Raw genomic sequence first — 25,446 nt, forward strand, 5'->3', positions numbered from 1 at the left:
TGGGATCGGCCGGACCGACACCGTCACGAGGTGAGGAGGAGCCGCGGTGGTGCTGATCGTCGCGCTGTCGGCGATGCTCGTCCTGGCTGCGACCGCTCCCCTGCTCGCCCGTCGGCTCGGGGCGAACACGGGGTACCTGCTCGCCGCGGGTTTCCTGGCGGTCGGCGGGCTGCTGGCGACGCAGGCACCGGCGGTCCTCGACGGCGGGGCGGTGACGACGTCCTGGTCCTGGTTGCCGTCGCTCCAGGTCTCCTTCAGCCTGCGCCTGGACGGGCTCGCCGGACTGTTCTGCGTGATCGTGCTGGGCGTCGGCGCGTTGATCATGGCGTACTGCCCGCGGTACATGGGCGAGAGCTCCGGCAACGGAACCGTGTTCGGTCTGCTCACGCTGTTCGCCGGCGCGATGCTCGGGCTGGTGCTCGCAGCCGACGTGGTGCTGCTCTACGTCTTCTGGGAAGTCACCACGGTCTGCTCCTTCGCCCTCATCGCGACCGCGGGGCAGAAGGCGATCGTGCCGGCCCGGCGGTCGCTGCTCATCACGGTCGCCGGTGGGCTGGCCCTGCTGCTGGCCGTGGTGCTGCTGTCGGTCGTGGCGGGGACGACGGATCTGGCCACGATCCTGGCCGAGAGCGACCGGATCACCAGCTCGCCCCTGGCCTGGCCGATCGGCGCGCTGATCGCCACGGCCGCGTTCACCAAGTCCGCCCAGCTGCCGCTGCACTTCTGGCTGCCCGGCGCGATGGTCGCCATGACCCCGGTGAGCGCCTACCTGCACGCGGCCACGATGGTGAAGGCAGGCATCTACCTGCTCATGCGTTTCACCCCGCTGTTCGCCGACGCGCCCGCGTGGTCCGCGCTGCTGCTCGTCGTGGGCCTCACCAGCGCGGTGGCCGGCGCGTTCATGGCCCTGCGCGAGTACGACCTCAAGGCGATCCTGGCGTACTCGACGGTGAGCCAGCTCGGCCTGCTGATCGCGGTGATCGGGGTCGGCACGCCCGTCGCCCTGGCCGCGGCGATGCTGCACACGTTCGCCCACGCGCTGTTCAAGGCGACGCTGTTCATGCTGGTCGGGATCATCGACAAGGAGACCGGCAGCCGGGACATCCGCGAGCTCTCCGGGCTGCGCCGCGTGATGCCGGTGACGGCCACGGTCACCGCGCTCGCCGCCCTGTCCATGGCCGGCGTACCGCCGCTGCTCGGGTTCGTCAGCAAGGAGTACCTGTTCCAGGGGTTCCTGGAGGCCGACGTCACCCCCTGGGCCGGCCCGGTCGCCGGGGCGCTGGCGGTCACCGCCTCGGCCCTGACCTTCGCCTACGGCATGCGGATCGTCCACGGCGCCTTCGGCGGCCCGCTGCGCCAGCCGAATCTCTACGAGCCCGCGCCGTCCTTCCTCGCGCCGGCCGGCGCGGCAGCGCTGGCCGGCCTGGCGCTCGGCCCCGGCATCGACCTGCTCAACCCCATGGTCACCCGCGCCGCCGCCGACGTCGTGTACGTCGGGGCGGTGCCCGAGTTCTCCTTCTGGCACGGGCTGAGCCCCGAGGTGCTCATGTCAGCGGTCACGATCGCCGTGGGCACGGCCCTCTTCCTCGGCCGCACCTCCGTGGACCGAGGCCTGGAGCGGATCCGGCTGCCCGACGGGGGCGCCCTCTTCGACCGCACGCACGAGGCGACGATCGCCGCCGGGCACGCCGTCGGCCGGCCCGACCGGGCTCCGGGCCTCGCCGCGCACCTGGTCCGCCCGCTCGTGCTGCTGGTCGTGCTGGCGGGCGTGGGCGCCGCGACGGTGGGCGCACTGCCCTCCTCCGCGCCGACGGCGGAGCCGCTGGACTGGCCGGTCCTGGCGCTGCTCGTCCTGACGGTGGCCACCGCGGTGCGGACGACGTCGGCGCTGGCCGCGCTCGCGCTGGTCGGCTTCGTCGGGCTCGTCGTCACGGCGTGGTTCCTGCTGGCCGGTGCGCCGGACGTCGCGCTGACGCTGCTCCTGGTCGAGATCCTGACGGCGGTGGTCGCCGTCCTGGTGCTGCAGCGACTGCCCCGGCGGCTGCTCCCCGTGTCCCGGCCGCGCTCCGCGACGGCGGCGGTCCTGGCGGTCGCGGCGGGGCTGTCGGCCGCCGCGGCGACGATGGCGTTCACCGGCCGCCGCGAGCTGTCCGCCGCCGGCGAGTACTTCCTCGAGTCCGCCGAGCCCGAGACCGGCGGCACCAACGTGGTCAACACCATCCTGGCCGACTTCCGGGGGATGGACACCCTCGGCGAAGCGATCGTCGTGGGTGCCGCCGCGCTGGGCCTGCTGGTCCTGCTCCGCGGTGGTCCCGGGTCCACTCCCCCGCCGGCCGCCTCCGTCCGCTCCCGGGAGACCGACGGTGGCCTGGTGCTGCAGGTGTCCAGCCGGGTGCTGCTGCCCGGCATGGCCGTGCTGTCGGCGTTCCTGCTGTGGCGGGGTCACGACGAACCCGGTGGTGGGTTCATCGCCGCGCTGGTCGCCGGGGTCGGCGTGGGCCTGCACCAGGTCGCCTCCGGCTTCCAGGGCCTGCCCCGCCTGCTGCGGCCGGAGACCCTCGTCGGCACGGGGATGCTCGTGGCACTGGGCACGGGCCTCGCAGCAGTCCTGCTCGGCGAACCCTTCCTCACCCCCTTCGACATCCCGGTGCTGGGCGCTGTGGGGATCGGCTCCGCGCTGCTCTTCGAGCTGGGCATCTACCTGCTGGTCCTGGGACTGATGGCGGCTGCCTTCGACCGGCTCGGCAGCGGACGGGCGGGCACGGCGACGCCGGGCGCACGGGTGGCCGCGGTACGCGTGGCCGACCGGGAGGGAGCACGGTGACCGCTGCCATCGCCGTGGGGGTGCTCGTCGCCGGCGGCGTCTACCTCGTCCTCCAGCGCGGTCTCGTCCGGCTGGTCCTCGGGTTCGTCCTGCTCGGCCACGCCGTCAACATCCTGCTGCTCGCCACGGGCGGAACCGACCGCCGTGGCGTCCCGCTGATCGGTCAGGGCGATCCCGCGGAGATGGCCGATCCGCTGCCGCAGGCGTTCGTCCTCACCGCGATCGTCATCACGTTCGCGGTGACCGTCTACCTGCTCGCGCTCGCCCGCGCCGGAGCGCCCGCGGAGATCGGGGACGACGACGCCGCGCCCGACGACGCGACGGGGCCCCGATGAGCGCGGGCCTGCTGCTCGTTCCCGTCGTCGCCCCGCTGATGGCCGCCGCCGTGCTCGTCGTCGGTCGGCGGGCGGGTCCGGCGCTCCACCGGGCCGTGGCCTGGGGAGTCAGCGTCGCCGTGCTCGTCGTCGCCGGGATCCTGCTCACCGGCACCCTGGACGGCGAGCTGCCCGTGCTCCGTCTGGGCGGCTGGCCGCCGGGGATCGCGATCACCCTGGTGGCCGACGTCTTCAGCGCGCTGATGCTCGGGGTCAGCGCACTGCTGGTCGTGGTCAGCCTGGTCTTCGCCGCGGCCACCGGCGAGGACCGGAGCCCGCTGTTCCTGCCGCTCGCGCTGGTCCTGTCGGCCGGCGTCCACGGTGCTTTCCTGACCTCGGACCTCTTCAACCTCTTCGTGTTCGTCGAGGTGATGCTGCTGCCCAGCTACGTGCTGCTCACCGCCGCCGGCGGCGCGCAACGGCTGGCCGCGGGCCGGCTCTACGTGACGGTGAACCTGCTCGCCTCGACCGTGCTGCTGGCCGGCATCGGGCTGATCTACGGCGTGACCGGCACGGTCGACCTCGGCGGGCTGGCAGGGGTCGGCGGCACCACCCCTGCCGCGGCGCTCGCCGGTGCGGTGATCCTGCTGGCCCTCGCCGTCAAGGCGGCCGTGGTACCGGTGCACAGCTGGCTGCCCCGCACGTACTCCTACACCGGTCCCGCGGTGGCGGTCCTCTTCTCGGGTCTGCTCACCAAGGTCGGCGTGTACGCGCTGATCCGGATCTACGCCGTCATCTACGACGGCGACCGGCAGCACCTGTGGCTGATCATGACCGTGACTCTGCTCACCATGGTCGTGGGGGTCCTGGGCGCCGTCGGCGAGAAGTCGATGCGCCCGGTGCTGACCTTCCACATGGTCAGCCAGATCGGCTACATGCTGGTGGGCCTGGCGCTGTTCACCGCCGCGGGACTGGCCGCGGCGATCTTCTTCCTCGTCCAGTACGTGCTCGTGAAGGCCGCGCTGCTCATGTGCGCGGGAGCCGTGGAGGTGGGGTACGGCACCGGCGAACTGGCCGGCCTCGGTGGCCTGATGCGCCGCGAGCCGGCACTCGCGGTCGCCTTCGCCGGTGCCGCGCTCGCCCTCGTCGGCATCCCACCGCTCTCGGGGTTCGTGGCCAAGCTGGGCCTGGCCACCGCCGCCGTGGCGCAGGAGCAGTACCTGGCCGCCGCCGTCGTGATCGTGGTCAGCCTGCTGACCCTGATGTCGATGCTCAAGGTCTGGAACGCGGTGTTCTGGCAGCCCGCGGCGGCGGAGTCGACCTCCGGGGAGGGCCTGCCCCGCGCTCCCGCTCCCGCTTCCGCTCCCGGTGGTGCGGCGACCAGCACCGCGGCGACCTCCGGCACGCGGCTGCTGGGGCCGGCGCTCACCGCGCCGGCCCTGGTCCTGGCCGGCCTGGCCGTCGTCCTGGGGGTGTGGGCCGAACCGCTGCTCGCGGCGAGCAGCGCCGCGGCCGACGGTTTGGTCGACACCGCCGCCTACGTGAGGGCGGTGACCGGCTCGTGAGCCGACGGTGGGGCCTGCGCCGGGCCACGGCGATCATCCGGTTCAGCGGCTGGTACCTCGTGCAGTTCCTCCGGGCCAACTACACGGTGGCGAAGGAGATCGTGACGCCCGGCGACGGGCTCGCACCGGCGTTCGTCGAGGTCCCCCTGCAGGTCAGGACCCGGTTCGAGATCGCCTCTTACATCAGCCTGGTCACCCTCTCCCCCGGCACCCTGGTCATCAGGGTGAGCGAGGACCGCACCCGGCTCGTGGCACACGGCATGCACGCCGGCGATCCCGCCGTGTTCCGTGCGGACCTGCTGGAGATCGAACGCCGGATGCTGGCCGCCTGGCGCCCGCCGCGGCCGCCGCGGGAACGCACCGCCTCTGCCGACGACCGCACCACAGAAGGAGGACCGACATGATCCTGGTCGACGCGGCCCTGGTCGTGCTGGCACTCGCGCTCGCCGTCGCGACGCTGCGCGTGGCGACGGGCCCGACGGACGCCGACCGCGCCCTGGGCGTGGACCTCGGCTTCGCCGTGGTCATCGCGGCGGTCGCCCTGCTGGCCGTCCGGCTGGACGCCCCGGCGCTCCTCGACCTGGTCCTGGTCACCACACTGGTGGGTTTCCTGTCCACGGTCGCCTTCGCCCGGCTGGTCGCGACGAGGTCCTCGTCGTGACCGCGCAGGAGATCGCCGGGGACGTGTTCGTCGCGATCGGCGTGCTGCTCATCGCCGTCGCCGCGATCGGCCTGCTGCGGCTCCCCGACGTCTACAACCGGGCCAACGCCGTCGCCAAGGCGGCCGGCCTCGGGATGGTGTCGGTCCTGCTCGGGGTCGTGGTGCTCGCCCCTGGGGCCAGCGCCGTGGTGACCCTGCTGGTCGCCATCGCGCTGCAGCTCTTCACCGTGCCCATCGCCAGCTTCAAGATCGGCGAGGCCGCCTACCTGTCCGGGGCGCCGCTCGTCCCGGGCACGTCCGGGAGCGAGCTCGTGCGGCGCCCGCCGGACGACGGGGCCCCGGAGGACTGACCGGCGGCCGCCGGAGCGCAGCGCGGGGCTCAGCCCTCGCGCTCGGCGGGCGCCGCCAGCAGCACCGGGTAGGGCGAGCTCGAGCTCAGCTGCTGGGCGACGCTGCCGAGGACGGCTCGCGACAGCCCCCTGCCCCGGCGTCCCACGACGATCAGGTCGATGCCCTCGGCCTCGGCCAGCTCCAGCAGCGCCCGGGCGGGCAGGCCGGCGACGATCCGCGTCTCCACGGTCGTCGCCGTCCCCAACCGCGCCCCCTCGCGGGCCAGCAGCTCACGGGCGCGGTCCCGGTCCTCGTCGTCCTCGCGCTCGGCGCTGTCCGCCCCGACCACGCTGGCCAGGACGACGCGCCCGCGCGCCCCGCCCACGAACCTCGCCGCGTCGCGCACCGCCTGCTCGGACTCGGGCGACCCGTCCACCCCGACGAGGACGTGCATCTCCCCGTCCGCCGATCCGTCGCGGCCGGTGGCGGCCTCTCCCTGCCGTTCGAGCACCACGCTCTTCATCGCGGACCGCTCGTAGGCGATGGGGATGAACAGCGGTCCGAGTGCGGCGCCGAGGAGGTACCAGGTCCCGTCCCGGTGCCCGCGCCGGTGCAGCAGGAACATCACCGCGGCGACGCCGGAACCCACCCACACCAGGACCAGCAGCGTCCAGGGCAGCCAGCTCATGCCCGACCGCCCCCCTCGCGCCCCGGTCCGCGCCGGAGGGCGGCCGGTGACGCCTGCCTCGAGGGGCGGCGCTCCTGGCGGGACGGGCGACGGTCACGGGCAGGTCGGATCGATCGCATGGCTCCGACGCTAGACAGCATCCCGCGGTTCGGACAGGCGGGGCCCGCGACGCCGGCTCCGCGACGCGGACGAGCGCACGCCTGCGCCCGTCCCCCTGGCGCTGCTACCGTGGCTCCGTGCGCGGCAGCCTCCTGCTTATCCGCCGCGGCGAGGCCCTCTCCTAGGTCGGCCCCCTCGCCGCGGTGATCTGCCGTGATCGAGTGCGTTCCCGGCGCCTGCTGACCGCCCCACCGGAGCTGAGTCCAGCCCGCGCCAGAGGAGCCCTCCCATGAGCACGACCCCGCACAGCGAGCATCCCCACGTGCGCCATCCGCAGCAGCCCTCGCGGATGCCGATCCACCGCTACGCGCCGTTCACGCCGGTCGTCCTGCCCGACCGCACCTGGCCCGACACCGTCACCACCCAGGCCCCGCGCTGGTGCGCCGTCGACCTGCGCGACGGCAACCAGGCGCTGATCGACCCGATGACGCCCGACCGCAAGCGCCGCATGTTCGAGCTGCTGGTCCGCATGGGCTACAAGGAGATCGAGGTCGGCTTCCCGGCGGCCAGCCAGACCGACTTCGACTTCGTCCGCCAGCTCATCGAGGACGACCTGGTACCCGACGACGTCACGATCCAGGTGCTCACCCAGGCCCGCGACGAGCTGATCGAGCGCACCTACGAGTCGCTGCGCGGGGCACGGCAGGCGATCGTCCACCTCTACAACTCGACGAGCACCCTGCAGCGCCGGGTCGTGTTCGACTCCGACCGCGCCGGCATCGTCGACATCGCCGTGCACGGGGCGCAGGTCGTCCGGAAGTTCGCCGAGCAGATGGGCGACACCGAGATCCGCTTCGAGTACTCCCCCGAGTCGTTCACCGGCACCGAGCTCGAGTTCGCCGTCGAGATCTGCGACGCCGTCACCGACGTCTGGGAGCCGACCCCCGACCGGCCCACGATCCTCAACCTGCCGGCGACCGTCGAGATGGCCGAGCCGACCGTCTACGCCGACCAGATCGAGTGGATGCACCGCAACCTGGGCCGGCGCGACTCCGTCGTCCTGTCCCTGCACCCGCACAACGACCGCGGCACCGCCGTCGCCGCCGCCGAGCTGGGCTACCGCGCCGGCGCCGACCGCATCGAGGGCTGCCTGTTCGGCAACGGCGAGCGCACCGGCAACGTCGACCTGGTCACCCTGGGCCTGAACCTGTTCAGCCAGGGCATCGACCCGCAGATCGACTTCACCGACATCGACGAGATCCGCCGCACCGTCGAGTACTGCAACCAGCTCGGCGTGCACGAGCGGCACCCCTACGGCGGCGACCTGGTCTACACCGCGTTCTCGGGCTCCCACCAGGACGCGATCAACAAGGGGTTCAAGGCGCTGGAGGCCGACGCGCGCGCCGCCGGGATCCCCGTCGAGCAGCAGGCCTGGGCCGTGCCCTACCTGCCCATCGACCCCAAGGACGTCGGTCGCAGCTACGAGGCCGTCATCCGGGTGAACAGCCAGTCCGGCAAGGGCGGCGTCGCCTACATCATGAAGACCGAGAACCACCTCGACCTGCCTCGCCGGCTGCAGATCGAGTTCAGCGCCGTCATCCAGCGGCACACCGACGACGAGGGCGGCGAGGTGACCGCCGCCCAGATGTGGGCCGCGTTCTCCAGCGAGTACCTGCCCGACCCGGACGCCCCGTGGGGCCGGTTCGGACTGGCCGGCCACCGGCACACCGCCAACGGCGAGCAGCACGACGAGATCGCCGTGGACCTGGTCGACGGCGGCGTCCCGGTGACCCTGCAGGGGCGGGGCAACGGCCCGATCGCCGCGTTCGTCGACGCCATGCACTCCGTCGGCGTGGACGTCCGCGTGCTCGACTACGCCGAGCACGCCCTGTCCGCCGGTGGTGACGCGCGCGCCGCGGCCTACGTCGAGTGCGCCGTCGGCGACCGGGTGCTGTGGGGCGTGGGTATCGACGCCAACATCGTGACCGCGTCCCTCCGCGCGGTCGTGTCCGCGGTCAACCGCGCCCAGCGCTGAACCGGCGGGGAGGACGGGGCGCGCCGGCTCAGCGCGCCTCGTCCTCCCGCTTGCTCTGCACCAGCGCCCGGCCCGGTGCCTCGGGCGGCGCGTCCGCCGGTTCGTCGCCGCGGTACACCTGGTCCGGGCGGCTCTCGGGGCGCAGTTCGTCCACGAACAGCCGGTCGCGGCGCACGTGCCGCCGGCGGTAGGCCACCCGGCTGATCATGTGGGCGCTCACCGGTGCCGTGAGCATCTGGAAGACCGCCACCAGCAGCAGCATCCACGTCGCCGACCACCCCTGCAGGCGGAACGCCGCACCCACCATGATCAGCAGGACGCCGAGCACCTGCGGCTTGGTGCCGGCGTGCATCCGGGTCAGGACGTCGGGGAAGCGCACCAGCCCCAGCCCCGCGGTGAGGCACAGGAACGCGCCCAGCAGCAGCAGGACGACGGCGACGACGTCGGTCACCGACTGCACGTCGTTCACCGGTCCACCTCCGCGCTCCGGGCGATGCGCTCCTCGGCGGCCTCGGGCAGCCCGACGTCCTGGCCGTCACCGGTGGACGTGATGAGCATGCCGCCGATGTACCGGGCCACCGACACCGAGCCGACGAAGGCCAGCAGGGAGACCACCACGAGCACCGGCACGACCGTCGGGTCCCGCTGCAGCCCGGCGTGGACGGCGAGCCCGGCGGCGATGATCACCAGCAGCGTGTCGGTGGCGACCACGCGGTCGAGCAGGGACGGCCCCAGACCGAGGCGGACCAGCGCGAGCAGGGCGCCCACCCCGAGCAGCCCGTAGGCCAGCCAGTAGACGACGGTCACGGCGTCCTCCTCCCCTCGCCGGAGATCGTCGTCCCCGGCGGGATGTCCAGGGCCGCGATCTCCTCCGGCGAACCGAACGCCCGCACCACGCGCTCCTCCTCCGCCAGCACCGACTCGCGCTGGCGCTCCACGTCGCTCTCGTCCCGCACGTGCAGGATGTGCAGCGCGAGCATGCGGCGCTCCCGGTCCAGGTCGATGACCATCGACCCGGGCACCAGCGTCAGCGACTCGGACAGGATGGTCAGCAGCAGGTCCGAGTCGGTGCGCAACTCCACGGTGATGATCGCGCTGCGGTCGATGCCCGCGGGTCGCACGGTCTGCCAGGCCACCAGCGCGCCGGAGCTGATCAGGTCGACCACGAAGTGCCCCACGAAGCGCATCAGGGCCACGGGGCGCAGGCGGGAACCGCCGACGACGGGCGGCAGGGGCAGCAGCAGCGTGACGCCCAGTGCGACGACGACACCGCCGATCAGGTTGGCCCACGACCACGTGCCCCACAGCAGGTTCCAGACCAGGACCAGCCACAGCAGCAACGGCAACTGGTGCCGCAGCCGGTGCCGGGTGTCCTGACCGGCCTCGGGGCCGACCTCGGCGCTCACTGCGGGTCCTCCGTGCCGAAGACCGCGGTGATGTAGGGCGTGCGGTCGAGCAGGTCCCCGGCGGCCCGGTCGGCCACCGCGTAGAGCGGACCGGCCACGGCGGTGAGCCCCACGGTCACGACGACCATCGCCGCCGTCGCCCCGACCATCACCCGGGGCAGGGGCTGCAACGGCCGCGCCCGCCCCTGCTCCACCTCCCCGCCGAGACCGTCGGTCGCGGGGGTGGACGCGGTGGCCACGGCCGCGTGCCGCACCCAGGCGGCCCGCCGGGCGGCCTGGCGGCCACCGGACGCCGTGGACGCCCCGACCAGGTCCTCCGCGGGGTCCCCACCGGAACCCGGGTCGACGTCGTCCGTGCCCGCCGCACCCGGCGCGTCGGCGGCCACCGCCGCCGGCTTGATCTCGGGGCCGGCATCCGCCGCGGCCGCGTCCGAGGTGTCGCCCTCGGGCGCCTGCGCCGGCGGCCGCCAGAAGGCGCGGTTCCACACCCGGGAGATGGCCAGCAGGGTCAGCAGGCTCGTCACGGCCCCGCCCGCCACCAGCACGATCGGCAGCCACCCGCCGTCGGCGACCCCGGCCTCCAGCAGTCCGAGCTTGCCGATGAACCCGGAGAACGGCGGGATGCCGGCGAGGTTCATCGCCGGGACGAAGTAGAGGATCGCCAGCACCGGTGACGCCAGGGCGAGCCCGCCGAGCCGGTCGACCGAGGTGGAGCCGCCCTGCCGTTCGACGAGCCCGGCGACGAGGAAGAGCGTCGTCTGGATCGCGATGTGGTGGACGACGTAGAAGATCGCTCCCGCCAGCCCCGCCTGGGAGGCCAGCGAGATGCCGAAGATCATGTAGCCGATGTGGCTGACCAGCGTGAAGGACAGGATCCGGCGGATGTCGGTCTGCGCCACGGCGCCGAGGATGCCCACGACCATCGTCGCCAGCGCGGCCCACATGAGCACGTGGTCGAGCGCGCCGCCCGGGAACAGCAGGGTCTGGGTGCGGATGACCGCGTAGACGCCGACCTTGGTCAGCAGGCCGGCGAACACCGCGGTGACCGGGGCCGGCGCGGTCGGGTAGCTGTCGGGCAGCCAGGCCGAGAGCGGGAAGACCGCCGCCTTGATGCAGAACGCGATCAGCAGCATCGACTGCAGCAGCAGCTGGGTGCCGTCCGGGAGCTCCTGGAGGCGGACGGCCAGCTGGGCCAGGTTCACCGTGCCGGTCGCCCCGTACACCAGCGCGATCGCCGCCAGGAACAGCAGCGAGCTGAGCAGGCTCACGACGATGTAGGTGATGCCCGCGCGGATCCGGGGCGCGGAGCCGCCGAGGGTCAGCAGCACGTAGCTCGCGGTCAGCAGGATCTCGAAGCCGACGTAGAGGTTGAACAGGTCGCCGGCCAGGAAGGCGTTGGCCACGCCGGCGATGAGCACCAGGAACGTCGGGTGGAAGATCGAGATCGGCGTCTCCTCGTCGCCGTCGGCGGCGCCCTGCCCGACCGCGAAGACCAGCACCCCCAACGCCACCGTCGCGGCCACGACGAGCATGAGCGCGGACAGCCGGTCGACGACCAGCACGATCCCCAGCGGGACCGGCCAGCCGCCCACCGAGACGGCGGCCGCCCCGTCGGAGTCGGCGAGGACGAGCAGCGCGACCGACACGGCGAGCACCGCGCTCAGCACCAGGATGCTGAGCACCCGCTGCGTCCCGGGATGGCGACCGCCGACGAGGAGCGCGGCCGCGGCGCCGAGCAGCGGCAGCAGCACCGGCAGCGGGGTGAGGACGCTGATCATCGGTCGCCCCGCCGCGTCGGGGGCAGGTCGACGTCGTCCGAGGGGATGCCCGCGTAGTCCCGTGCCAGTGCCCGCTCCACTTCCTGGTCCTCCGACAGGGTGTCGGCGTGCATGGCGGGCCGGTCCTCCGGCGCCAGGTCGTCCGGGTCGATCTCGTCGGCGTCGGTGGACGACCGGCGGGCGATCCGGCGGTCCTCCTCGTCCACGCCGACCACTTCCTGCCGCACCAGGCGCCACGACCGGTAGATCAGCGCCAGCAGGAAGGCGGCGATCCCGAAGGTGATCACGATGGCGGTGAGGATCAGTGCCTGCGGGAGCGGGTCGCTCATCTCCTCCGGCTCGGCGTACCCCAGGATCGGCGCCAGCCCGGTCGGTCCGCCCGAGGCCAGCAGCAGCAGGTTGGTGGCGTTGCCCAGGAGCAGGAAGCCCAGGAGCACGCGGGTGAGGCTGCGGTCGAGCAGCAGGTAGACCCCGGCCGCGTACAGGCCGCCGATGATCACCGGCAGGACCACGGTGGGGGTCATCGGGCGATCACCTCTCCGGGTTGGACGTCGACGGGGTCGTCCTCGTCGGCCTGGCGGTCCAGCTCGGCACCCAGGCTGCGGAGGATGTCGAGCACCAGCCCCACGACGATCAGGTAGACGCCGATGTCGAAGAACAGCGACGTCACCAGCTTCACGTCGCCGAGAACCGGGAAGGTGCTCTCCAGGATGGCCGTCTGCAGCACCTCGGCCCCCAGCATCAGGCCCACGGCACCGGTGCCGCCCGCGAACAGCAGCCCGACCCCGAGGAGCAGGCCGGGATCGACCGGCGCCGCCTCACCGAGCTCGTAGCGGCCGCCCGCCAGGTATCGGAGCACCAGCGCCAGGCCGGCGACCAGACCGCCGGCGAAGCCACCGCCGGGCTCGTTGTGGCCGCTGAACAGCAGGAAGATCGAGAACACCAGGATGGTGTGGAAGAGGACCCGGGTGATCACCTCGAGGATCACCGACCGGCGCTCGGGTTCCAGGGCGGCCGTGGCGGAGAGCCACTGCCCGCGCGGGGCCCGGCGGGCGGAGCGCTCCTGGCGGGCCAGCGCGACCGGGTCCAGCCGGTCCACCGCGCCGGTCCGCTTGCGCAGGAAGACCAGGCTCGCGACCCCGGTGGCGGCGACGACCACCAGCGAGATCTCGCCCAGGGTGTCCCAGGCGCGGATGTCGACCAGCGTCACGTTGACGATGTTCTGGCCGCCACCGAAGTCGTAGGCCGCCTCCGGGTAGGCGACCGACACCGGCGTGGCGGTGCGCACACTCATCGCCACCGCGCCGGCGGCCGCCATCAGCGCGCCGACCGCGACCGCGATCACCCCCCGGCCCGCCCGCTCCCGCGGCCGGTGCCGGTCGGTGATGTCCTTGGGCAGCTTGCGCAGGACCAGCACGAAGACGACGAGGGTGAGCGTCTCGACGAGGAACTGGGTGAGGGCGAGGTCGGGAGCGCCCTGGAGGGCGAACAGCACGGCGAGCCCGTAACCGGTCACGCCGACGACCAGCACGGCGGACAACCGCTGGCGGATGCGCAGGGCGAGCACGGCGGCGATCAGGACCACGGCCCCGACCAGGGCCTGGATCGGGCTGTCCCAGGCGCGCCACTCGTCCGGCCAGGGGGCGCGGAAGACCAGGATGGTGCCCGGAAGTGCGAGGACGACCACCAGGATCGTGCCGAGGTAGGCCGGCAGCGAGCCGCGCTGCGTGGTGCCGGTGACGAGCACGGCGACGCGGTCCAGGCCCTGGAGGATGTTCCAGTAGCCCTCGTCCGCGGAGGCGTGCACCGCCACCCGCCGCTGGAACCGGTTGACGCGGGCGCGGAACGCGAAGATCGCGTAGCCGCCGAGCAGGGTGATCGCCGAGAGCGCGAGAGCCGGCTGCAGCCCGTGCCAGAGCGCGAGCTTCTCGGCCTCGGGCGCGATCAGGGCCAGGTCGTCGGCGTAGCCGGCCGCCAGCGGCTCGAGCAGCGGGCTGGCCGGGCCGAGGACCAGGCTCGCGAGCGCCAGCACGGCCGGGGCGGCGAGGAACAGCGGCGCCGGCGGGTGGGCCAGCTCGGTGTCCTCGCAGCCGGGCTTGCGGGCGAAGGCACCCCACAGGAACCGGAACGTGTAGGCGGCGGTGATCACCGAGCCGAGCACCAGTCCGGCCAGCTCGAACAGCGCGGTCGTGCGGTCGGGCAGCCCGCCGTCCAGGAGCGCGGTGAACGCCGCCTCCTTGCCGACGAAGCCGAGCAGCGGGGGCACGCCGGCCATCGAGGCCCCGGCCAGCCCGCCGACGACGGCGAGCACCGGCAGCCGGCGGCCCAGCCCCGAGAGCACCCGCAGGTCCCGGGTGCCGGTGGCGTGGTCGATGACGCCGACGGTGAGGAACAGCGTGGACTTGAACAGCGCGTGCGCGACGACCATCGCAAGGCCGGCGGCGGCCATCTCCTGGGACCCGGCGCCGACCAGGACCATGAGGAACCCGAGCTGGCTGACGGTGCCGAACGCCAGCAGCAGCTTGAGGTCGTTCTGGCGGACCGCGCGGTAGCCGCCGACGAGCATGGTCGCCAGGCCCAGCCCGAGCACGATCGGCCGCCAGCCGGGCACGTCGGCGTAGCCGGGGGCGAGCCGGGCCACCAGGTAGATGCCGGCCTTCACCATGGCCGCGGCGTGCAGGTAGGCGCTGACCGGCGTCGGCGCCTCCATGGCCGCGGGCAGCCAGAAGTGGAACGGCACCATCGCCGACTTGGTGATCGCCCCGATCAGCACCAGCGCGGTGCCGGCGATCAGGAACGGACCCTCGCCGGGGTTCGCGACCACCTCGGACAGCAGGTAGCTGCCGCTGGTCTCGCCGATCATGATCAGCCCGACCAGCATCGCCAGCCCGCCGGCGGTGGTGAGGATCAGCGCCTGGCTGGCCGCCCGCCGGGCCGCCAGCCGCGTACCGGAGCCACCGATCAGCAGGTAGGAGAAGATCGTGGTCAGTTCCCAGAACACGTAGAGCAGGAGCAGGTCGTCGGCCAGGACCAGGCCGAGCATGGAGCCGGCGAAGGCGGTCAGGACGCCGGCGAAGCGGGCGGTGTCCTCGTCGGCGGGCTCGAAGTACCGGGCGCAGTAGAGCAGCACCAGCGCGCCGACGCCGGTGACCAGCGCGGCCAGCGTCAGGGAGAGCGCATCGAGCCGCAGCGCGATCTCGAGGTCGAGCGCGGGCACCCACGGCGTCGTCTCCCGGACCTCGCCGCCGTCGGTGATCGTGCCGAGCTGCGCCATGGTCCAGACGAACCCGCCGCCCGGCACGAGGGCCAGCACGAGGAAAGCCTGCCGTCCCCACCAACGCACCAGCAGCGGTGCGGCCGTCGCGGCGACCAGGTGGAGGAGCAGCAGTGCGAGCACGGGTCTCCGGGAGTCTCGAGGGGCTCGGGGGACCACAGACGTCGGGGAGACACCGGCGGTGCTCCCCAGGTTACCCGGGCCTTCTCAGCCTCCGCCCGGGGTGACCAGGCCGCTCTCGTAGGCGAAGGCGACGGCCTGCACGCGGTCGCGGAGACCCAGTTTGAGCAGGATCCGGCTGACGTGGGTCTTCACCGTCGCCTCGCCCAGGTACAGCCGGGCGGCGATCTCGGCGTTGGACAGCCCGCGGGCGACCAGCGAGAGGACGTCGACCTCCCGCTCGGTGAGCGCGGCCAGGGCGGCGGCGCGGGCCGGGTCGGGCGCAGGTGCGGCGGCGTAGCCCTCGATGACCCGCAGCGTGAGCGCCGGATCGAGCAGGCCGTGTCCCGCCGCGACCGTGCGCACGGCGGCGACCAGGTCCTCGGGCGGCGCGACCTTGAGCAGGAAGCCGCTCACCCCGGCGCGCAGGGCGGCGGCCACGTACTCGTCCTCGTCGAAGGTGGTGAGGACGACGACGCGCGTGGGCACGTCGGCGGCGAGGATCCGCCGGGCGGCCTCGAGCCCGTCCATCTCGGGCATGCGCACGTCGAGGAGGACGACGTCGGGCCGCAGCTCGGTGACGACGCGGACACCGGTGGCGCCGTCGGCGGCCTCGCCGACCACCTCGATGTCGCTCTCGGCGGAGAGCACCATGCGCAGGCCGGTGCGGACCATCGCCTGGTCGTCGACGAGCACGACGCGGATCACGCGGTCACCTCCCGCACCGGTGCGGCCGCGCCGGGCGCCGACCGCGGGAGGGGGAAGTCGGCGCAGACGCGGTAGCCGCCCCCGCGCACCGGCCCGACGTCGAGCCGCCCGCCGGCGACGGCGGCGCGCTCGCGCATGTGCAGCTGACCGTGCCCGCCGACCGACGGGGCCCGGGGCGGCGAGGGGACGCGGGCCCGGCCGTCGTCGGTGACCGTCACGGTCAGCCGGTCGGCCGCCCAGGCCAGTTCGACGCGGGTCGCCGCCGCCCCGGCGTGCCGGAGCACGTTGGACAGCGCCTCCTGCACGATCCGCACCGCGGACACGTCCACGAGCTGGGGCAGCTCGCGCGGGCGGCCGGTGACCACGAGCTCGATCGGCATGCCGCCGGCACGGAGATCGGCCAGCATCGGCTCGAGCCGGCTCAGCGAGGGCTGCGGCGCCGGGGTGCCGTCGGCGCCGTCGCGCAGGATGCCGACCACCCGGCGCATCTCGTCGACCGAGTCGCGGCCCAGCCGCTCGAGGTCCAGCAGCACCTGCTGGGCCTCCGGGTGGTCGGGCAGCAGCCGGCGCAGCCCGCCCATCTGCAGGACCATCACGCTCACCGCGTGCGCCACCGAGTCATGGACCTCGCGGGCGATGCGGGCCCGCTCGGCGGTGACCGCGGCCGCGGCCACGGCGTCCTGCTGCTCGGCCAGCCGGGCCGCGAGCACCTGCAGCTCGGCGGAGCGCTGCTGCACCTGGCGGACCAGCGTGCCCACGGCCCAGCCGGCGCCGGTGACCACGGAGTAGAAGACGCCCTCCCACGGTGACACCGAGAACAGGGACCCGGTGACCAGCACGACCGCCGAGCTGGCGACGGCCGCCCGCACTCCGGCAGCCCGCGGGAGCACGGCCGCGGCGTGCCCCACCAAGAGGCCCATGCCGACCAGCTGGGCGCCACCGGGACCGGGGGTGTCCATGGCGAAGTTGCCGAGGATGGCCAGCGAGCCGGCCACGGCGGCGGCCTCCGGCCAGCGCGGGCAGACGGCCAGGAGCAGGCCCACGACCAGCGCGGGGACGACGGTGACCAGCGGGTAACCGTAGAACTCGTCGGTCAGGTTCTCCACGACCGACAGTGCGGCGATCGCCAGGCCGACCGCCGGCCACAGCAGGCGGCGGCGCGCCGGCGTCGAGGCGGTCCAGAGAGGCACGACGAGGACGCTAGAGGCCGCGCGGAGCTTCCGGCGTCCCCCGTGCGGCCGAACGACGGCCCGGCGCGTTCCCCCGCAAGGTGGACCCAGGTCGGTGCGTTCCGGCGGACGCGCCGGCACCCCCGCCGTCCCTAGCTTTTCGAGCCATGACGACGCACCTCGCTACCCCCGCCCCCACGACTCCCGCCGAGCGGCCCGCCCGCTCCGCCGGCGCCCGCCTCCTGCCGCTGGCCGGCGGCGCGCTGATCGCCGGCTCGCTGCTCTACGTCGCCGGCATGGCCGTCTCGCCCCCGGCCGACTCGATGTCCGACGCCGACTACATCACCTCGCTGGCCCGCGACGAGGGCCGCACCACGCTCTCGGCCATGCTCCTGCACTACGGGAACCTGGCGCTGGCCCTGGCCTGGCTGGCCGCACCGGCGCTGGTCCGCGGTCGCCGCGGGAGCACCACCACGATCGTGGGTGCGCTCCTCTCGGCGATCGGCCTGGTGACCGTCACCGGCATGGTGCAGTTCGACTACTGGACCGGCGCGATCGGCAGTGAGCTCGACCAGGCCACAGCCGTGGCGCTGTTCGAGACCGTGAACGGCTCCGTGGGGGTCGCCGTCGCCGGCACGCTCACCCTCTTCGGGCTGCTCGGCCCGGTGATCGGCTACTCGGGCCTGGCGCGGGCCGGCGTGATCAGCTGGTGGCTGGTCGCACCGTGCGTCGCGTCCCTGGTCGTCTCGATGGCGACGCCCTTCAGCCCGGTTCTGTTCGGCGCCTACGCCCTCGTCGGTGCCGTTCCGGCGTTCGCGGTCGGCCTGCGGATGATCCAGCGCAGCCGGATCGAGTCCGCCGTCTGACCCCAGGGACACCTCGTCCGCACAGTTGGCCTCTGCCCACCCTGGTGGGCAGAGGCCGACTGTGCGTGCAGGTACTTGTCGCGGAGAGCCCGGTCAGCCCTCGGCGAGCTCGGAGGCGGCCAGCCAGGCCTCCTCGACCTCGGTCTTCTCCGCCTGCAGCTCCTTGAGCTTCGCGTCGAGCTCGGCGGACTTCGCGTAGTCGGTCGCAGCCGCGGCCAGCTGCTCGTGCAGCTTCTTCTCGTCGGCGTCCAGCTTGAGCATCCGCCGCTCCAGCTTGGCCGCCTCCTTCCTCGCCGCGCGGGCGTCGCCCGCCGAGGCCGCCGGCCGGCTCGCCGCCGAGCCGCTCGACGAGCCGCCCCCGGACGCCGTCGTCAGCGGGGCTCCCCCGGCCGCCCGGCGCCGCAGGTACTCGTCCACCCCGCCGGGCAGCTCGGCGAGCGTGCCGTCGCCGAGCAGCGCCACCACCTTGTCGCACACCCGGTCGACGAAGTACCGGTCGTGGCTGACCACCAGCACGGTGCCGGGGAACGAGTCGAGCAGGTCCTCCAGCGCGGTCAGGGTGTCGATGTCGAGGTCGTTGGTCGGCTCGTCGAGCACCAGCACGTTCGGCTCGGCCATGAGCAGCCGCAGCAGTTGCAGCCGCCGCCGCTCGCCGCCGGAGAGGTCACCGACCGGCGTCCACTGCCGGTTGGCGGCGAACCCGAACCGCTCGGCCAGGGTCGAGGCGGAGATCTCCTGGTTGCCGATCCGCGCGATGCGGGCGACGTCCTGCACCGCCTCGAGCACCCGGGCCTTCGGCGGCAGTTCGGTGACGTGCTGCGACAGGTAGGCCGGTGCCACGGTCTGCCCGACGACGATGCGGCCGGAGTCCGGCTGCGTCTCGCCCACGAGCAGCTTGAGCAGCGAGGTCTTGCCCGCGCCGTTCACGCCGACGATGCCGATCCGGTCGCCGGGCCCCACGTTCCAGGTCAGGTCCTTGAAGAGCGTGCGCGGCCCGTCGTCGGTGGGGACGGCGTAGGAGACGTCCTCGACGTCGTAGACCGTCTTGCCGAGCCGCTTGGCGGCGAAGCCCTTGAGCGCCATCGAGTCGCGGGCCGGCGGCTCGTCGGCGATGAGCGCCTGCGCGGCCTCGATGCGGAACTTCGGCTTGCTGGTGCGGGCCGGCGGGCCACGCCGCAGCCAGGCCAGCTCCTTGCGCACCAGGTTCATCCGGCGCTCCTCGGTGACCGCCGAGATCCGGGCCCGCTCCGCCCGAGCCAGGGTGTACGCCGAGTAGCCGCCCTCGTAGGAGTGCACGCTGCCGTCGGCGACCTCCCACGTCGTGGTGCAGACCTCGTCGAGGAACCACCGGTCGTGGGTGACGACCACCATGCCGCCGGCGCGGGCCTTCACGTACTCGGCCAGCCAGGCGACGCCCTCGACGTCGAGGTGGTTGGTCGGCTCGTCGAGCACCAGCAGGTCCAGGGGGCGGATCAGCTGCGCGGCCAGCGCGACGCGGCGCCGCTCGCCACCGGACATGGGGGCGACGGGCGCGTCCAGGCCCATCCGGTCGAGCTCCAGGCCGGCGAGCACGCTGCGCACGGCGGGGTCGGCTGCCCACTCGTGCTCGGCGGCGAACATCGACGTCGGCAGCACGACGTCGCGCACCGTCGTCCCCGGCGGGAGCGTGCCGAGCTGGTCGAGGACGCCCATGGCGAGGTCGCCGCGGCGGGTGACCCGTCCGGAGTCGGGCTCGTCGGTGCCGGTCAGCAGGGACAGCAGCGTGGACTTGCCGCCGCCGTTGCGCCCGACGACGCCGATCCGTTCGCCGGCGGCGACGCCCAGGGAGACGTCGTCGAGGATCACGGTCGTGCCGTGCGCCTTGTGCACCCGCTCGAGGTTGACCAGGTTCAGGGGTGCGCTCATCACCCCCCAGTATCCCCGGAGTCCCCCGGCCTCCTCCGTCAGGGGACGACGACCTCCGCGGACACCGAGTCGCTGTTGCCGCCGAAGTCCGCGACGGTCAGCTGCACGAGCAGCGGGGTGCCGCTCTCCAGCGTCTCGAAGTCGTACTGCAGGTTCGGCAGGTCGGCGTACAGGCCGACGTCGGTCGCCGGCTCCCAGGACTGCGTGCCGTCCGCGGCGACCACCAGCAGCTTGGGCACGATGATCCCCTCCGGGTCGGCGGTGAGCTCGCCGTAGGTGCCCGCGGCGGAGTAGCCGTAGTAGGTCTCGTTGAGCACCTCCCCGCTCTCCGGGTCGAACGTGATGGTCAGCGTGACGTCCCGGTACTCCTCGTCCTCGCCCGGCGCGTAGTAGGCCAGCGGGACGTCGATCGTGGCGACCTCGGCGTCGTCGTCGTAGGCCAGCGTCAGGTAGGCGTAGGAGGTGTCGATGCCGTCGCTGATCGTCATGACCGTGAGGTCGAAGATGCCCAGCACGTCACCGGAGCCGTCCTCGGCGACCTCGGCCTGCTCCTCGCCGAAGTAGGTGACCGAGCCGTCGTCGCCGGGCTCGCCGTAGCTGATCGACGACCACACCACGTTGTCGGCCGCGGCCGAATCGAAGCTGGCGAAGAAGTTCAGGCCGTCCTCGTCGAAGAAGACCTCCGCACTGCCGTCGCCGGCGAAGACCGGCTGCCGGTCGACGGGGATCGAGGAGCCCGCGTCGAAGTAGCTGGACAGGAAGCCGCCCCACGCCTGCGCGCTCTCCACCGAGGCGTAGTCCGGGCTCAGCAGGTCCTCCGTCGGCGGGAAGTAGATCGACAGCCCGCTGGCGCCCAGAGCCGCGGGCCCCGCCACCTTGTAGGGGACGGCGTCGTCGATCGCCCGGATGAGCGCGTCGGCCCGGTCGGAGACGTCGAGCGCGTCGACGCCGATCTCCGCGGCCAGCAGGCCGAGGTCGGCCATGTGCGTGTCGACCTCCGGGTCGGGGTCGCGACCGAAGGAGAGCACCTCGGCGCGCTCCCGGCCGACGACGGGGGCGATGTCCGCGGCCCGCGAGCTGAGGGCGTCGCTGAACTCGGCGAGGGCCTCGTCGACGGCGGCCATCCGGTTCAGGTCGATCATCGACAGGGTGATGTCCGCGCCGGTGCCTTCCTCGTCGGCCTGCGCGGCGAACCCGTCGACGATCGCCGTCCCCAGGGTGTCGACGTCGGCGTCCGGGTCGTCGGCGGCCACCTGGAAGGCGCGGTAGTCCCAGCCGTGGCCGGGCTCCAGCTCCTGGCTGGCGATCATCCGGTCGGCCAGCGGCGCCATCGCGCTCGCCGTCTCGTACGTGGCCATCAGGCAGGCGTCGAAGCCGAGCAGGTCCAGCTTCTCCAGCCCGGCCTCCTCCAGCCCGTCGGCGATGCCGTCGTGCAGCTCCTCCAGGGTGAGCGTGCTCATGTCCGAGCCCTCGTCCCCGCCGACGCCGGGCCACGAGGCGCCGTGGTCGCTGATGACCAGCGCGTAGCGCTCGGCGGGGTGGTCGGCGATGCCGCGGGCGATGAAGTCGGCCAGCTGCTCGGGGTCGCCGGTGTCGACGTCGCCCAGGTCCTCGAGCTCCTCGGCGCTGCCCTGCCCGATGGACAGGTACTTGGCTCCCACCCAGTCGTCGATGCCGAGCAGGGGATCGCTGCTGTAGCCCTCCGCGCGGTCCACCATGGCCGCGACCTGCAGGTTCTCCTGCGAACCCACCTCGGCGAACTCGTCGAGGTCGGCGAGCAGGTAGGGCTCGAGGTCGGTGTCGGCGATCGAGTAGACGAGCACCGTCCAGCCCTCGCCCTCGGCGACCGCACCGGCGCCCGGTTCCCCGGACCCGCCCGTGCACCCCGCCGTCACCAGCACGCACGCCGTCACACCCAGGACCGACCACCGACGACGCATGGACCCTCATCCGCTCCGCCCTCCGCCGCGGTGGCCGGGGCACGGCGGCATCGTGGCAGGTCAGCGGGCGGCAGCGGGTCGGATCGCCCCCGGTGTGTCTCCGCTCACGCCAGGCGGGTGACCTCCACCGTCACGGTGTGCCCCTCGCTGCTGGGGCCGGAGAACAGGCCCTTGAACGGCGGGACGTCGCCGTAGTCCCGGCCCCGCCCGAGGGTCACGTGCCGGCTGCCGATCGGCACGGAGTTGGTCGGGTCGAAGCCGTTCCAGCCGCCGTCCCACCACTCGACCCAGGCGTGGCTCTCCCCGGTGACCGCGGTGCCGATCTCGCCGTCCGGCCGGGGGTGCAGGTAGCCGGAGACGTAGCGCGCCGGCAGCCCGAGTGCGCGGAGGAGTCCGATGGTGACGTGCGAGATGTCCTGGCAGACGCCCTTGGCCGACCGCCAGGCCTGCATCGCGTTGGTCTTCACGTTGGTGGACCCCGACAGGTACTCCATGTGGTCGTGCACGAACGCGCAGACCAGCGGCCCGGCGTCGCGCGGCAGTGCGTCGCCGAGGGCGTCCCGGGCGGCGGCGACGACGTCGTCGTCGATGGCGGTGAGCGGGGTCGGGCTCAGGAACTCGCCGTACTCCTCGCGCACCTCCCGGCCGGTCAGCGCCGCCCAGCCCAGCCGGTCGTGCGCGGCCAGGTCCGGCCCGGCTTCCACGATCGACGTGCCGGTCACCACGAGCTCGGAGTGCGGGGAGTGCAGGTCGAAGGCGGTCACCGTCGACCCCCAGTAGTCGCGGTACGCGTAGGCGGTGGCCGCCGGCTCGATCTCCACCCGTGAGCGCAGCGTCGTCTGCCGGGCGCTGTTCTCCGGCGTCAGCCGGGCCTCGTTGTAGGAGGAGCGGACCGGCCCGCTGTAGTGGAAGCGGGTGCGGTGCACGATCTGCAACCGCCACCGGGTCGCCGTCCGGGGGCTCGTCGCCTGCGCCTGGGCCTGTGTCTGCGTCACCCTGCCTCCTCCGGCACCCACACCTGAGGCGCCTGCTCGGTGAAGAAGCGGTGGGTCACCGCGGCGCTGGCCGCCGAGCACGTCCGCTGCAGCTCCTCCAGCCGGGCCGGCAGCTGCGCCAGCAGGTCCGGCGTGCTCATGAACTCCAGCATCGTGCGCGCCCGGCCGACGATGCGGTGGGCCTCCCCGGCGACCCCGATCCGGGCGGCGTCGCGCACCGTCGAGCGCTCGAGCTCGGCCAGGCACGCCTCGGCCTGCACCAGGGAGGCGAACACCGACCGCGGGAAGAGCCGGTCGAGCAGCAGGAACTCCGCCGCCCGGCTGGAGTCGACGACGCCGCGGTAGGTGCGCAGGTAGGGCTCGTAGGCGCCGGTCGAGCGCAGCACCAGGGTCCAGGACGGCGCGGCGTCACCGGCCAGCACGCGGGTGGACAGCATCCGCGAGGTCATGTCGATGCGCTCGAGCGAGCGGCCGAGGATGAGGAACAGCCAGCTCTCGTCGCGGCTCATCGTCGCGTCCGCCAGCCCGAACACCATCGCCGAGCGCTCGCGGACGAACCGGAACAGCGAGTGCGGTCCGTACCGGCGGGCCATCGTGCGCTGCTGCGGGAGCGCGTTGTGCGTGACGTTGAGCGACTCCCAGATCTCCGCGCTCAGCACCTCGCGGGCGCCGCGGGCATTCTCGCGGGCGGCGGACAGTGCGCCGACGATGGAGCTCGGGCTGGTGCGGTCGAACGCGAGGGCGGCCAGCACCCGCTCGGTGTCCGCCTCCGGCTGCGCTTCCTCCCGCCCCTCCACCCCGACGGCATCCGGGGCGCCCATGAGCGCGAGCAGGTTGGCGCAGGCCCGGCGCTCGTCGATCCACGGGTCCTCGACCAGGCGCTGCGTGTGCACGTCGAGGATCCGCGAGGTGTCGTCGGCCCGCTCGACGTAGCGGCCGATCCAGAACAGCGACTCCGCGATCCGGCTCAGCACGAGCGACCACCCCCACCAGCGAGGTCCTTCTGCTGTTGCTGCTGCTGGGACTGGGCGAGCGCGTGGTCGGTGACCGGGCCGGGATCGGGAGCCGGCACCTCGTCGGGCGGGTCGACCGGCGTGAGGTCGAGGGTCGTGGAGTCGCGCGGCTCGTCGTCGCCGGCGCCGGCCGGCCGGGGTGGGCTGAGCACCCAGGTGTCCTTGGACCCGCCGCCCTGGCTCGAGTTGACCACCAGCTCGCCCTCGGGCAGCGCCACGCGGGTGAGCCCACCGGGGAGCACCCACACCTTCTCCCCGTCGTTGACCGCGAACGGCCGGAGGTCCACGTGCCGGGGCGCGATCCGGCCGCCGATCAGGGTCGGGCAGGTGGACAGGCCGATCGGCTTCTGGGCGATCCAGTCGCGCGGCCGGGCCCGCACCTTGCCGGCGAGCTCGGTCAGCGTCTCCTCGTCGGCCCGCGGGCCGATGACGATCCCCTTGCCGCCGGAGCCGTCGACCGGCTTGAGGACCAGCTGGTCGAGCGAGTCCAGCACCCACTCGACGGTGTCCCGGTCGTCGAGCCGGTGCGTCTCGGCGTTCTGCAGCACCGGCTCCTCCCCCAGGTAGTAGCGGATCAGGTCGGGCACCCACGTGTAGATCAGCTTGTCGTCGGCGACGCCGTTGCCGACGGCGTTGGCGATGGTGACCCGGCCGGCGCGGGCGGCGTTGAGGACGCCGGCGCAGCCGATCACCGAGTCGGGCCGGAAGTGCACCGGGTCGAGGAACTCGTCGTCGATCCGGCGGTAGATGACGTCGACGCGGCGCTGGCCGTCGGTCGTCCGCATGCTCACCTGGTTGCCGGCGCAGACGAGGTCGCGGCCCTCGACCAGCTCGACACCCATCTGCCGGGCGAGCAGCGCGTGCTCGAAGTACGCGGAGTTGTAGACGCCCGGGGTGAGGACGACGACGGTCGGGTCGGCGAGGTTCGAGGGGGCGCTCGCCTTGAGCGCGGCCAGCAGCCGGCTGGGGTAGTCGTCGACCGGCTGGATGCGGTGGTCGGCGAACAGCTCGGGCAGCACCTGGCTCATCGCCGCGCGGTTGGTGATCACGTAGCTGACGCCCGACGGGGAGCGCAGGTTGTCCTCGAGCACCCGGAAGTCGCCGGCCTCGTCGCGGACCAGGTCGATGCCGCTCACGTGCACCCGGACGCCGTTGGGCGGCACCAGCCCGTGCGCCTGGCGGTGGAAGTGCGCGCTGGTGGTGACCACGCTGCGCGGGACGATGCGGTCGGCGAACACCTGACCGGCGCCGTAGACGTCGGCGAGGAAGGCCTCCAGTGCGTGCACCCGCTGGGCGACGCCGCGCTCGATGACGTCCCACTCCTCGGCGCCGATGACCCTCGGCACGATGTCCAGCGGGAACGGGTGTTCCTCGCCGGCGTGCGCGAAGGTGACGCCGGCGTCCCGGTAGGTCTGGCTGAGCAGGTCGGCCCGGGCGACGAGCTCGTCGCCGTCGATCGGCTGCAGCGAGGCGAACAGTCCCGCGTACGGCGGTCGCGCCCGGCCGGCCTCGCCGAACATCTCGTCCCACTGGTCGCCCAGCGGGTAGTCGTCGAAGAGGTCCGCCATGAGCCGAACCTAGTTGACGGAGCCCCTGCCCCCCACCGCTCGCAGGCACGCGCCGGGCCCTGCAGGAGGCCACGACAAGTCACCGTGCGAGCCACGGACGCAGGGCGCCGTCGGCCAACAACCGCCGGTATGTGCGCGCCCCTCGGCGT

The 25,446-nt window shown here is 73.4% G+C and carries 22 protein-coding genes; 8 read left to right on the top strand and 14 right to left on the bottom strand.

What is annotated here, in order from left to right; all coding sequences use genetic code 11:
• The first annotated feature begins 46 nt into the window (after positions 1-46).
• Genes mbhE through mnhG (BN344_RS07130) form a run of 6 tightly spaced genes read left to right on the top strand, consistent with a single transcriptional unit; the run spans position 47 to position 5,714 of the window.
• On the top strand, positions 47-2,824 hold the full coding sequence (gene mbhE / locus BN344_RS07105; protein WP_040337504.1) for a hydrogen gas-evolving membrane-bound hydrogenase subunit E: 2,778 nt from the start codon (positions 47-49) through the stop codon (positions 2,822-2,824).
• Complete coding sequence (locus BN344_RS07110) at positions 2,821-3,159, top strand: sodium:proton antiporter (RefSeq protein ID WP_040337505.1); 339 nt, start codon at positions 2,821-2,823, stop codon at positions 3,157-3,159. The genes mbhE and BN344_RS07110 overlap by 4 nt, the downstream gene beginning before the upstream one ends.
• Complete coding sequence (locus BN344_RS07115) at positions 3,156-4,703, top strand: monovalent cation/H+ antiporter subunit D family protein (protein WP_040337506.1); 1,548 nt, start codon at positions 3,156-3,158, stop codon at positions 4,701-4,703. The genes BN344_RS07110 and BN344_RS07115 overlap by 4 nt, the downstream gene beginning before the upstream one ends.
• Positions 4,700-5,107 carry a Na+/H+ antiporter subunit E gene (locus BN344_RS07120; protein ID WP_051515609.1) on the top strand — a complete coding sequence of 136 codons (408 nt, stop codon included), beginning with the start codon at positions 4,700-4,702 and terminating at the stop codon, positions 5,105-5,107. Before BN344_RS07115 ends, BN344_RS07120 begins: the two co-directional genes overlap by 4 nt.
• Entirely contained in the window at positions 5,104-5,364 is a 261-nt protein-coding gene (locus BN344_RS07125; protein ID WP_040337507.1) for a monovalent cation/H+ antiporter complex subunit F, read from the top strand. Before BN344_RS07120 ends, BN344_RS07125 begins: the two co-directional genes overlap by 4 nt.
• Positions 5,361-5,714, top strand: a complete 354-nt coding sequence (gene mnhG / locus BN344_RS07130) for a monovalent cation/H(+) antiporter subunit G (RefSeq protein WP_051515610.1) — start codon at positions 5,361-5,363, stop codon at positions 5,712-5,714. Before BN344_RS07125 ends, mnhG (BN344_RS07130) begins: the two co-directional genes overlap by 4 nt.
• Positions 5,715-5,743: 29 nt before the next feature.
• Here the strand turns inward: mnhG (BN344_RS07130) and BN344_RS07135 are convergent, their stop codons facing one another.
• Positions 5,744-6,382: a universal stress protein gene (locus tag BN344_RS07135; protein ID WP_051515611.1), complete on the bottom strand. Its 639-nt coding sequence runs from the start codon at positions 6,380-6,382 to the stop codon at positions 5,744-5,746.
• Positions 6,383-6,770: 388 nt separating this feature from the next.
• Between BN344_RS07135 and leuA the strand changes: the two genes are divergently transcribed.
• A complete protein-coding gene (leuA, locus tag BN344_RS07140; protein ID WP_040337508.1) occupies positions 6,771-8,516 on the top strand; it encodes a 2-isopropylmalate synthase in 1,746 nt (581 codons plus the stop codon).
• Between the two features lie 28 nt (positions 8,517-8,544).
• Here the strand turns inward: leuA and mnhG (BN344_RS07145) are convergent, their stop codons facing one another.
• The 8 genes from mnhG (BN344_RS07145) to BN344_RS07180 all read right to left on the bottom strand — a co-directional run bounded on the left by mnhG (BN344_RS07145) (position 8,545) and on the right by BN344_RS07180 (position 17,031).
• The gene (gene mnhG, locus BN344_RS07145) at positions 8,545-8,985 is read right to left on the bottom strand and encodes a monovalent cation/H(+) antiporter subunit G (RefSeq protein WP_040337509.1); all 441 of its coding nucleotides are present in this window, start codon (positions 8,983-8,985) and stop codon (positions 8,545-8,547) included.
• A complete protein-coding gene (locus BN344_RS07150) occupies positions 8,982-9,323 on the bottom strand; it encodes a monovalent cation/H+ antiporter complex subunit F (RefSeq protein WP_040337510.1) in 342 nt (113 codons plus the stop codon). The genes mnhG (BN344_RS07145) and BN344_RS07150 overlap by 4 nt, the downstream gene beginning before the upstream one ends.
• Positions 9,320-9,922, bottom strand: coding sequence for a Na+/H+ antiporter subunit E (locus BN344_RS07155; protein WP_051515612.1), 603 nt, complete (start codon positions 9,920-9,922; stop codon positions 9,320-9,322). Before BN344_RS07155 ends, BN344_RS07150 begins: the two co-directional genes overlap by 4 nt.
• Positions 9,919-11,700 (bottom strand): Na+/H+ antiporter subunit D, encoded by a 1,782-nt coding sequence (locus BN344_RS07160; RefSeq protein ID WP_040337511.1) that lies wholly within the window; start codon positions 11,698-11,700, stop codon positions 9,919-9,921. Before BN344_RS07160 ends, BN344_RS07155 begins: the two co-directional genes overlap by 4 nt.
• Complete coding sequence (locus BN344_RS07165; RefSeq protein ID WP_040337512.1) at positions 11,697-12,224, bottom strand: Na(+)/H(+) antiporter subunit C; 528 nt, start codon at positions 12,222-12,224, stop codon at positions 11,697-11,699. Before BN344_RS07165 ends, BN344_RS07160 begins: the two co-directional genes overlap by 4 nt.
• Positions 12,221-15,097, bottom strand: coding sequence for a Na+/H+ antiporter subunit A (locus tag BN344_RS07170; RefSeq protein WP_040337513.1), 2,877 nt, complete (start codon positions 15,095-15,097; stop codon positions 12,221-12,223). Before BN344_RS07170 ends, BN344_RS07165 begins: the two co-directional genes overlap by 4 nt.
• Before the next feature lie 84 nt (positions 15,098-15,181).
• On the bottom strand, positions 15,182-15,841 hold the full coding sequence (locus BN344_RS07175) for a response regulator (RefSeq protein WP_040337514.1): 660 nt from the start codon (positions 15,839-15,841) through the stop codon (positions 15,182-15,184).
• Positions 15,838-17,031 carry a sensor histidine kinase gene (locus BN344_RS07180; protein ID WP_051515613.1) on the bottom strand — a complete coding sequence of 398 codons (1,194 nt, stop codon included), beginning with the start codon at positions 17,029-17,031 and terminating at the stop codon, positions 15,838-15,840. Before BN344_RS07180 ends, BN344_RS07175 begins: the two co-directional genes overlap by 4 nt.
• Positions 17,032-17,177: 146 nt before the next feature.
• Between BN344_RS07180 and BN344_RS07185 the strand changes: the two genes are divergently transcribed.
• Complete coding sequence (locus BN344_RS07185; protein ID WP_040337515.1) at positions 17,178-17,876, top strand: hypothetical protein; 699 nt, start codon at positions 17,178-17,180, stop codon at positions 17,874-17,876.
• 93 nt (positions 17,877-17,969) lie between these two features.
• On the opposite strand, the gene BN344_RS07190 is transcribed toward BN344_RS07185, so the two are convergent.
• From BN344_RS07190 to BN344_RS07210, 5 genes are all read right to left on the bottom strand, one after another.
• Entirely contained in the window at positions 17,970-19,781 is a 1,812-nt protein-coding gene (locus tag BN344_RS07190) for an ABC-F family ATP-binding cassette domain-containing protein (RefSeq protein WP_040337516.1), read from the bottom strand.
• A gap of 38 nt (positions 19,782-19,819) precedes the next feature.
• Entirely contained in the window at positions 19,820-21,721 is a 1,902-nt protein-coding gene (locus BN344_RS07195; RefSeq protein WP_081788408.1) for a clostripain-related cysteine peptidase, read from the bottom strand.
• A gap of 104 nt (positions 21,722-21,825) precedes the next feature.
• On the bottom strand, positions 21,826-22,716 hold the full coding sequence (locus BN344_RS07200; protein WP_051515614.1) for a transglutaminase family protein: 891 nt from the start codon (positions 22,714-22,716) through the stop codon (positions 21,826-21,828).
• Positions 22,713-23,690 carry an alpha-E domain-containing protein gene (locus BN344_RS07205; RefSeq protein WP_040337518.1) on the bottom strand — a complete coding sequence of 326 codons (978 nt, stop codon included), beginning with the start codon at positions 23,688-23,690 and terminating at the stop codon, positions 22,713-22,715. The genes BN344_RS07200 and BN344_RS07205 overlap by 4 nt, the downstream gene beginning before the upstream one ends.
• On the bottom strand, positions 23,684-25,297 hold the full coding sequence (locus BN344_RS07210) for a circularly permuted type 2 ATP-grasp protein (RefSeq protein ID WP_040337519.1): 1,614 nt from the start codon (positions 25,295-25,297) through the stop codon (positions 23,684-23,686). Before BN344_RS07210 ends, BN344_RS07205 begins: the two co-directional genes overlap by 7 nt.
• Positions 25,298-25,446: the final 149 nt, after the last annotated feature.

The sequence above is a fragment of the Candidatus Blastococcus massiliensis AP3 genome, from assembly GCF_000582785.1.
Taxonomy (GTDB): Bacteria; Actinomycetota; Actinomycetes; order Mycobacteriales; family Geodermatophilaceae; genus Blastococcus; species Blastococcus massiliensis.

What these genes read in the sequence shown, in the direction of transcription:
- BN344_RS07115 (WP_040337506.1), top strand. Translation starts at nt 3,156, where the DNA reads ATGAGCGCGGGCCTGCTGCTCGTTCCCGTCGTCGCCCCGCTGATGGCC.
- BN344_RS07125 (WP_040337507.1), top strand. Translation starts at nt 5,104, where the DNA reads ATGATCCTGGTCGACGCGGCCCTGGTCGTGCTGGCACTCGCGCTCGCC.
- BN344_RS07135 (WP_051515611.1), bottom strand. Translation starts at nt 6,382, where the DNA reads ATGAGCTGGCTGCCCTGGACGCTGCTGGTCCTGGTGTGGGTGGGTTCC.
- leuA (WP_040337508.1), top strand. Translation starts at nt 6,771, where the DNA reads ATGAGCACGACCCCGCACAGCGAGCATCCCCACGTGCGCCATCCGCAG.
- BN344_RS07160 (WP_040337511.1), bottom strand. Translation starts at nt 11,700, where the DNA reads ATGATCAGCGTCCTCACCCCGCTGCCGGTGCTGCTGCCGCTGCTCGGC.
- BN344_RS07165 (WP_040337512.1), bottom strand. Translation starts at nt 12,224, where the DNA reads ATGACCCCCACCGTGGTCCTGCCGGTGATCATCGGCGGCCTGTACGCG.
- BN344_RS07185 (WP_040337515.1), top strand. Translation starts at nt 17,178, where the DNA reads ATGACGACGCACCTCGCTACCCCCGCCCCCACGACTCCCGCCGAGCGG.
- BN344_RS07190 (WP_040337516.1), bottom strand. Translation starts at nt 19,781, where the DNA reads ATGAGCGCACCCCTGAACCTGGTCAACCTCGAGCGGGTGCACAAGGCG.
- BN344_RS07195 (WP_081788408.1), bottom strand. Translation starts at nt 21,721, where the DNA reads ATGCGTCGTCGGTGGTCGGTCCTGGGTGTGACGGCGTGCGTGCTGGTG.
- BN344_RS07210 (WP_040337519.1), bottom strand. Translation starts at nt 25,297, where the DNA reads ATGGCGGACCTCTTCGACGACTACCCGCTGGGCGACCAGTGGGACGAG.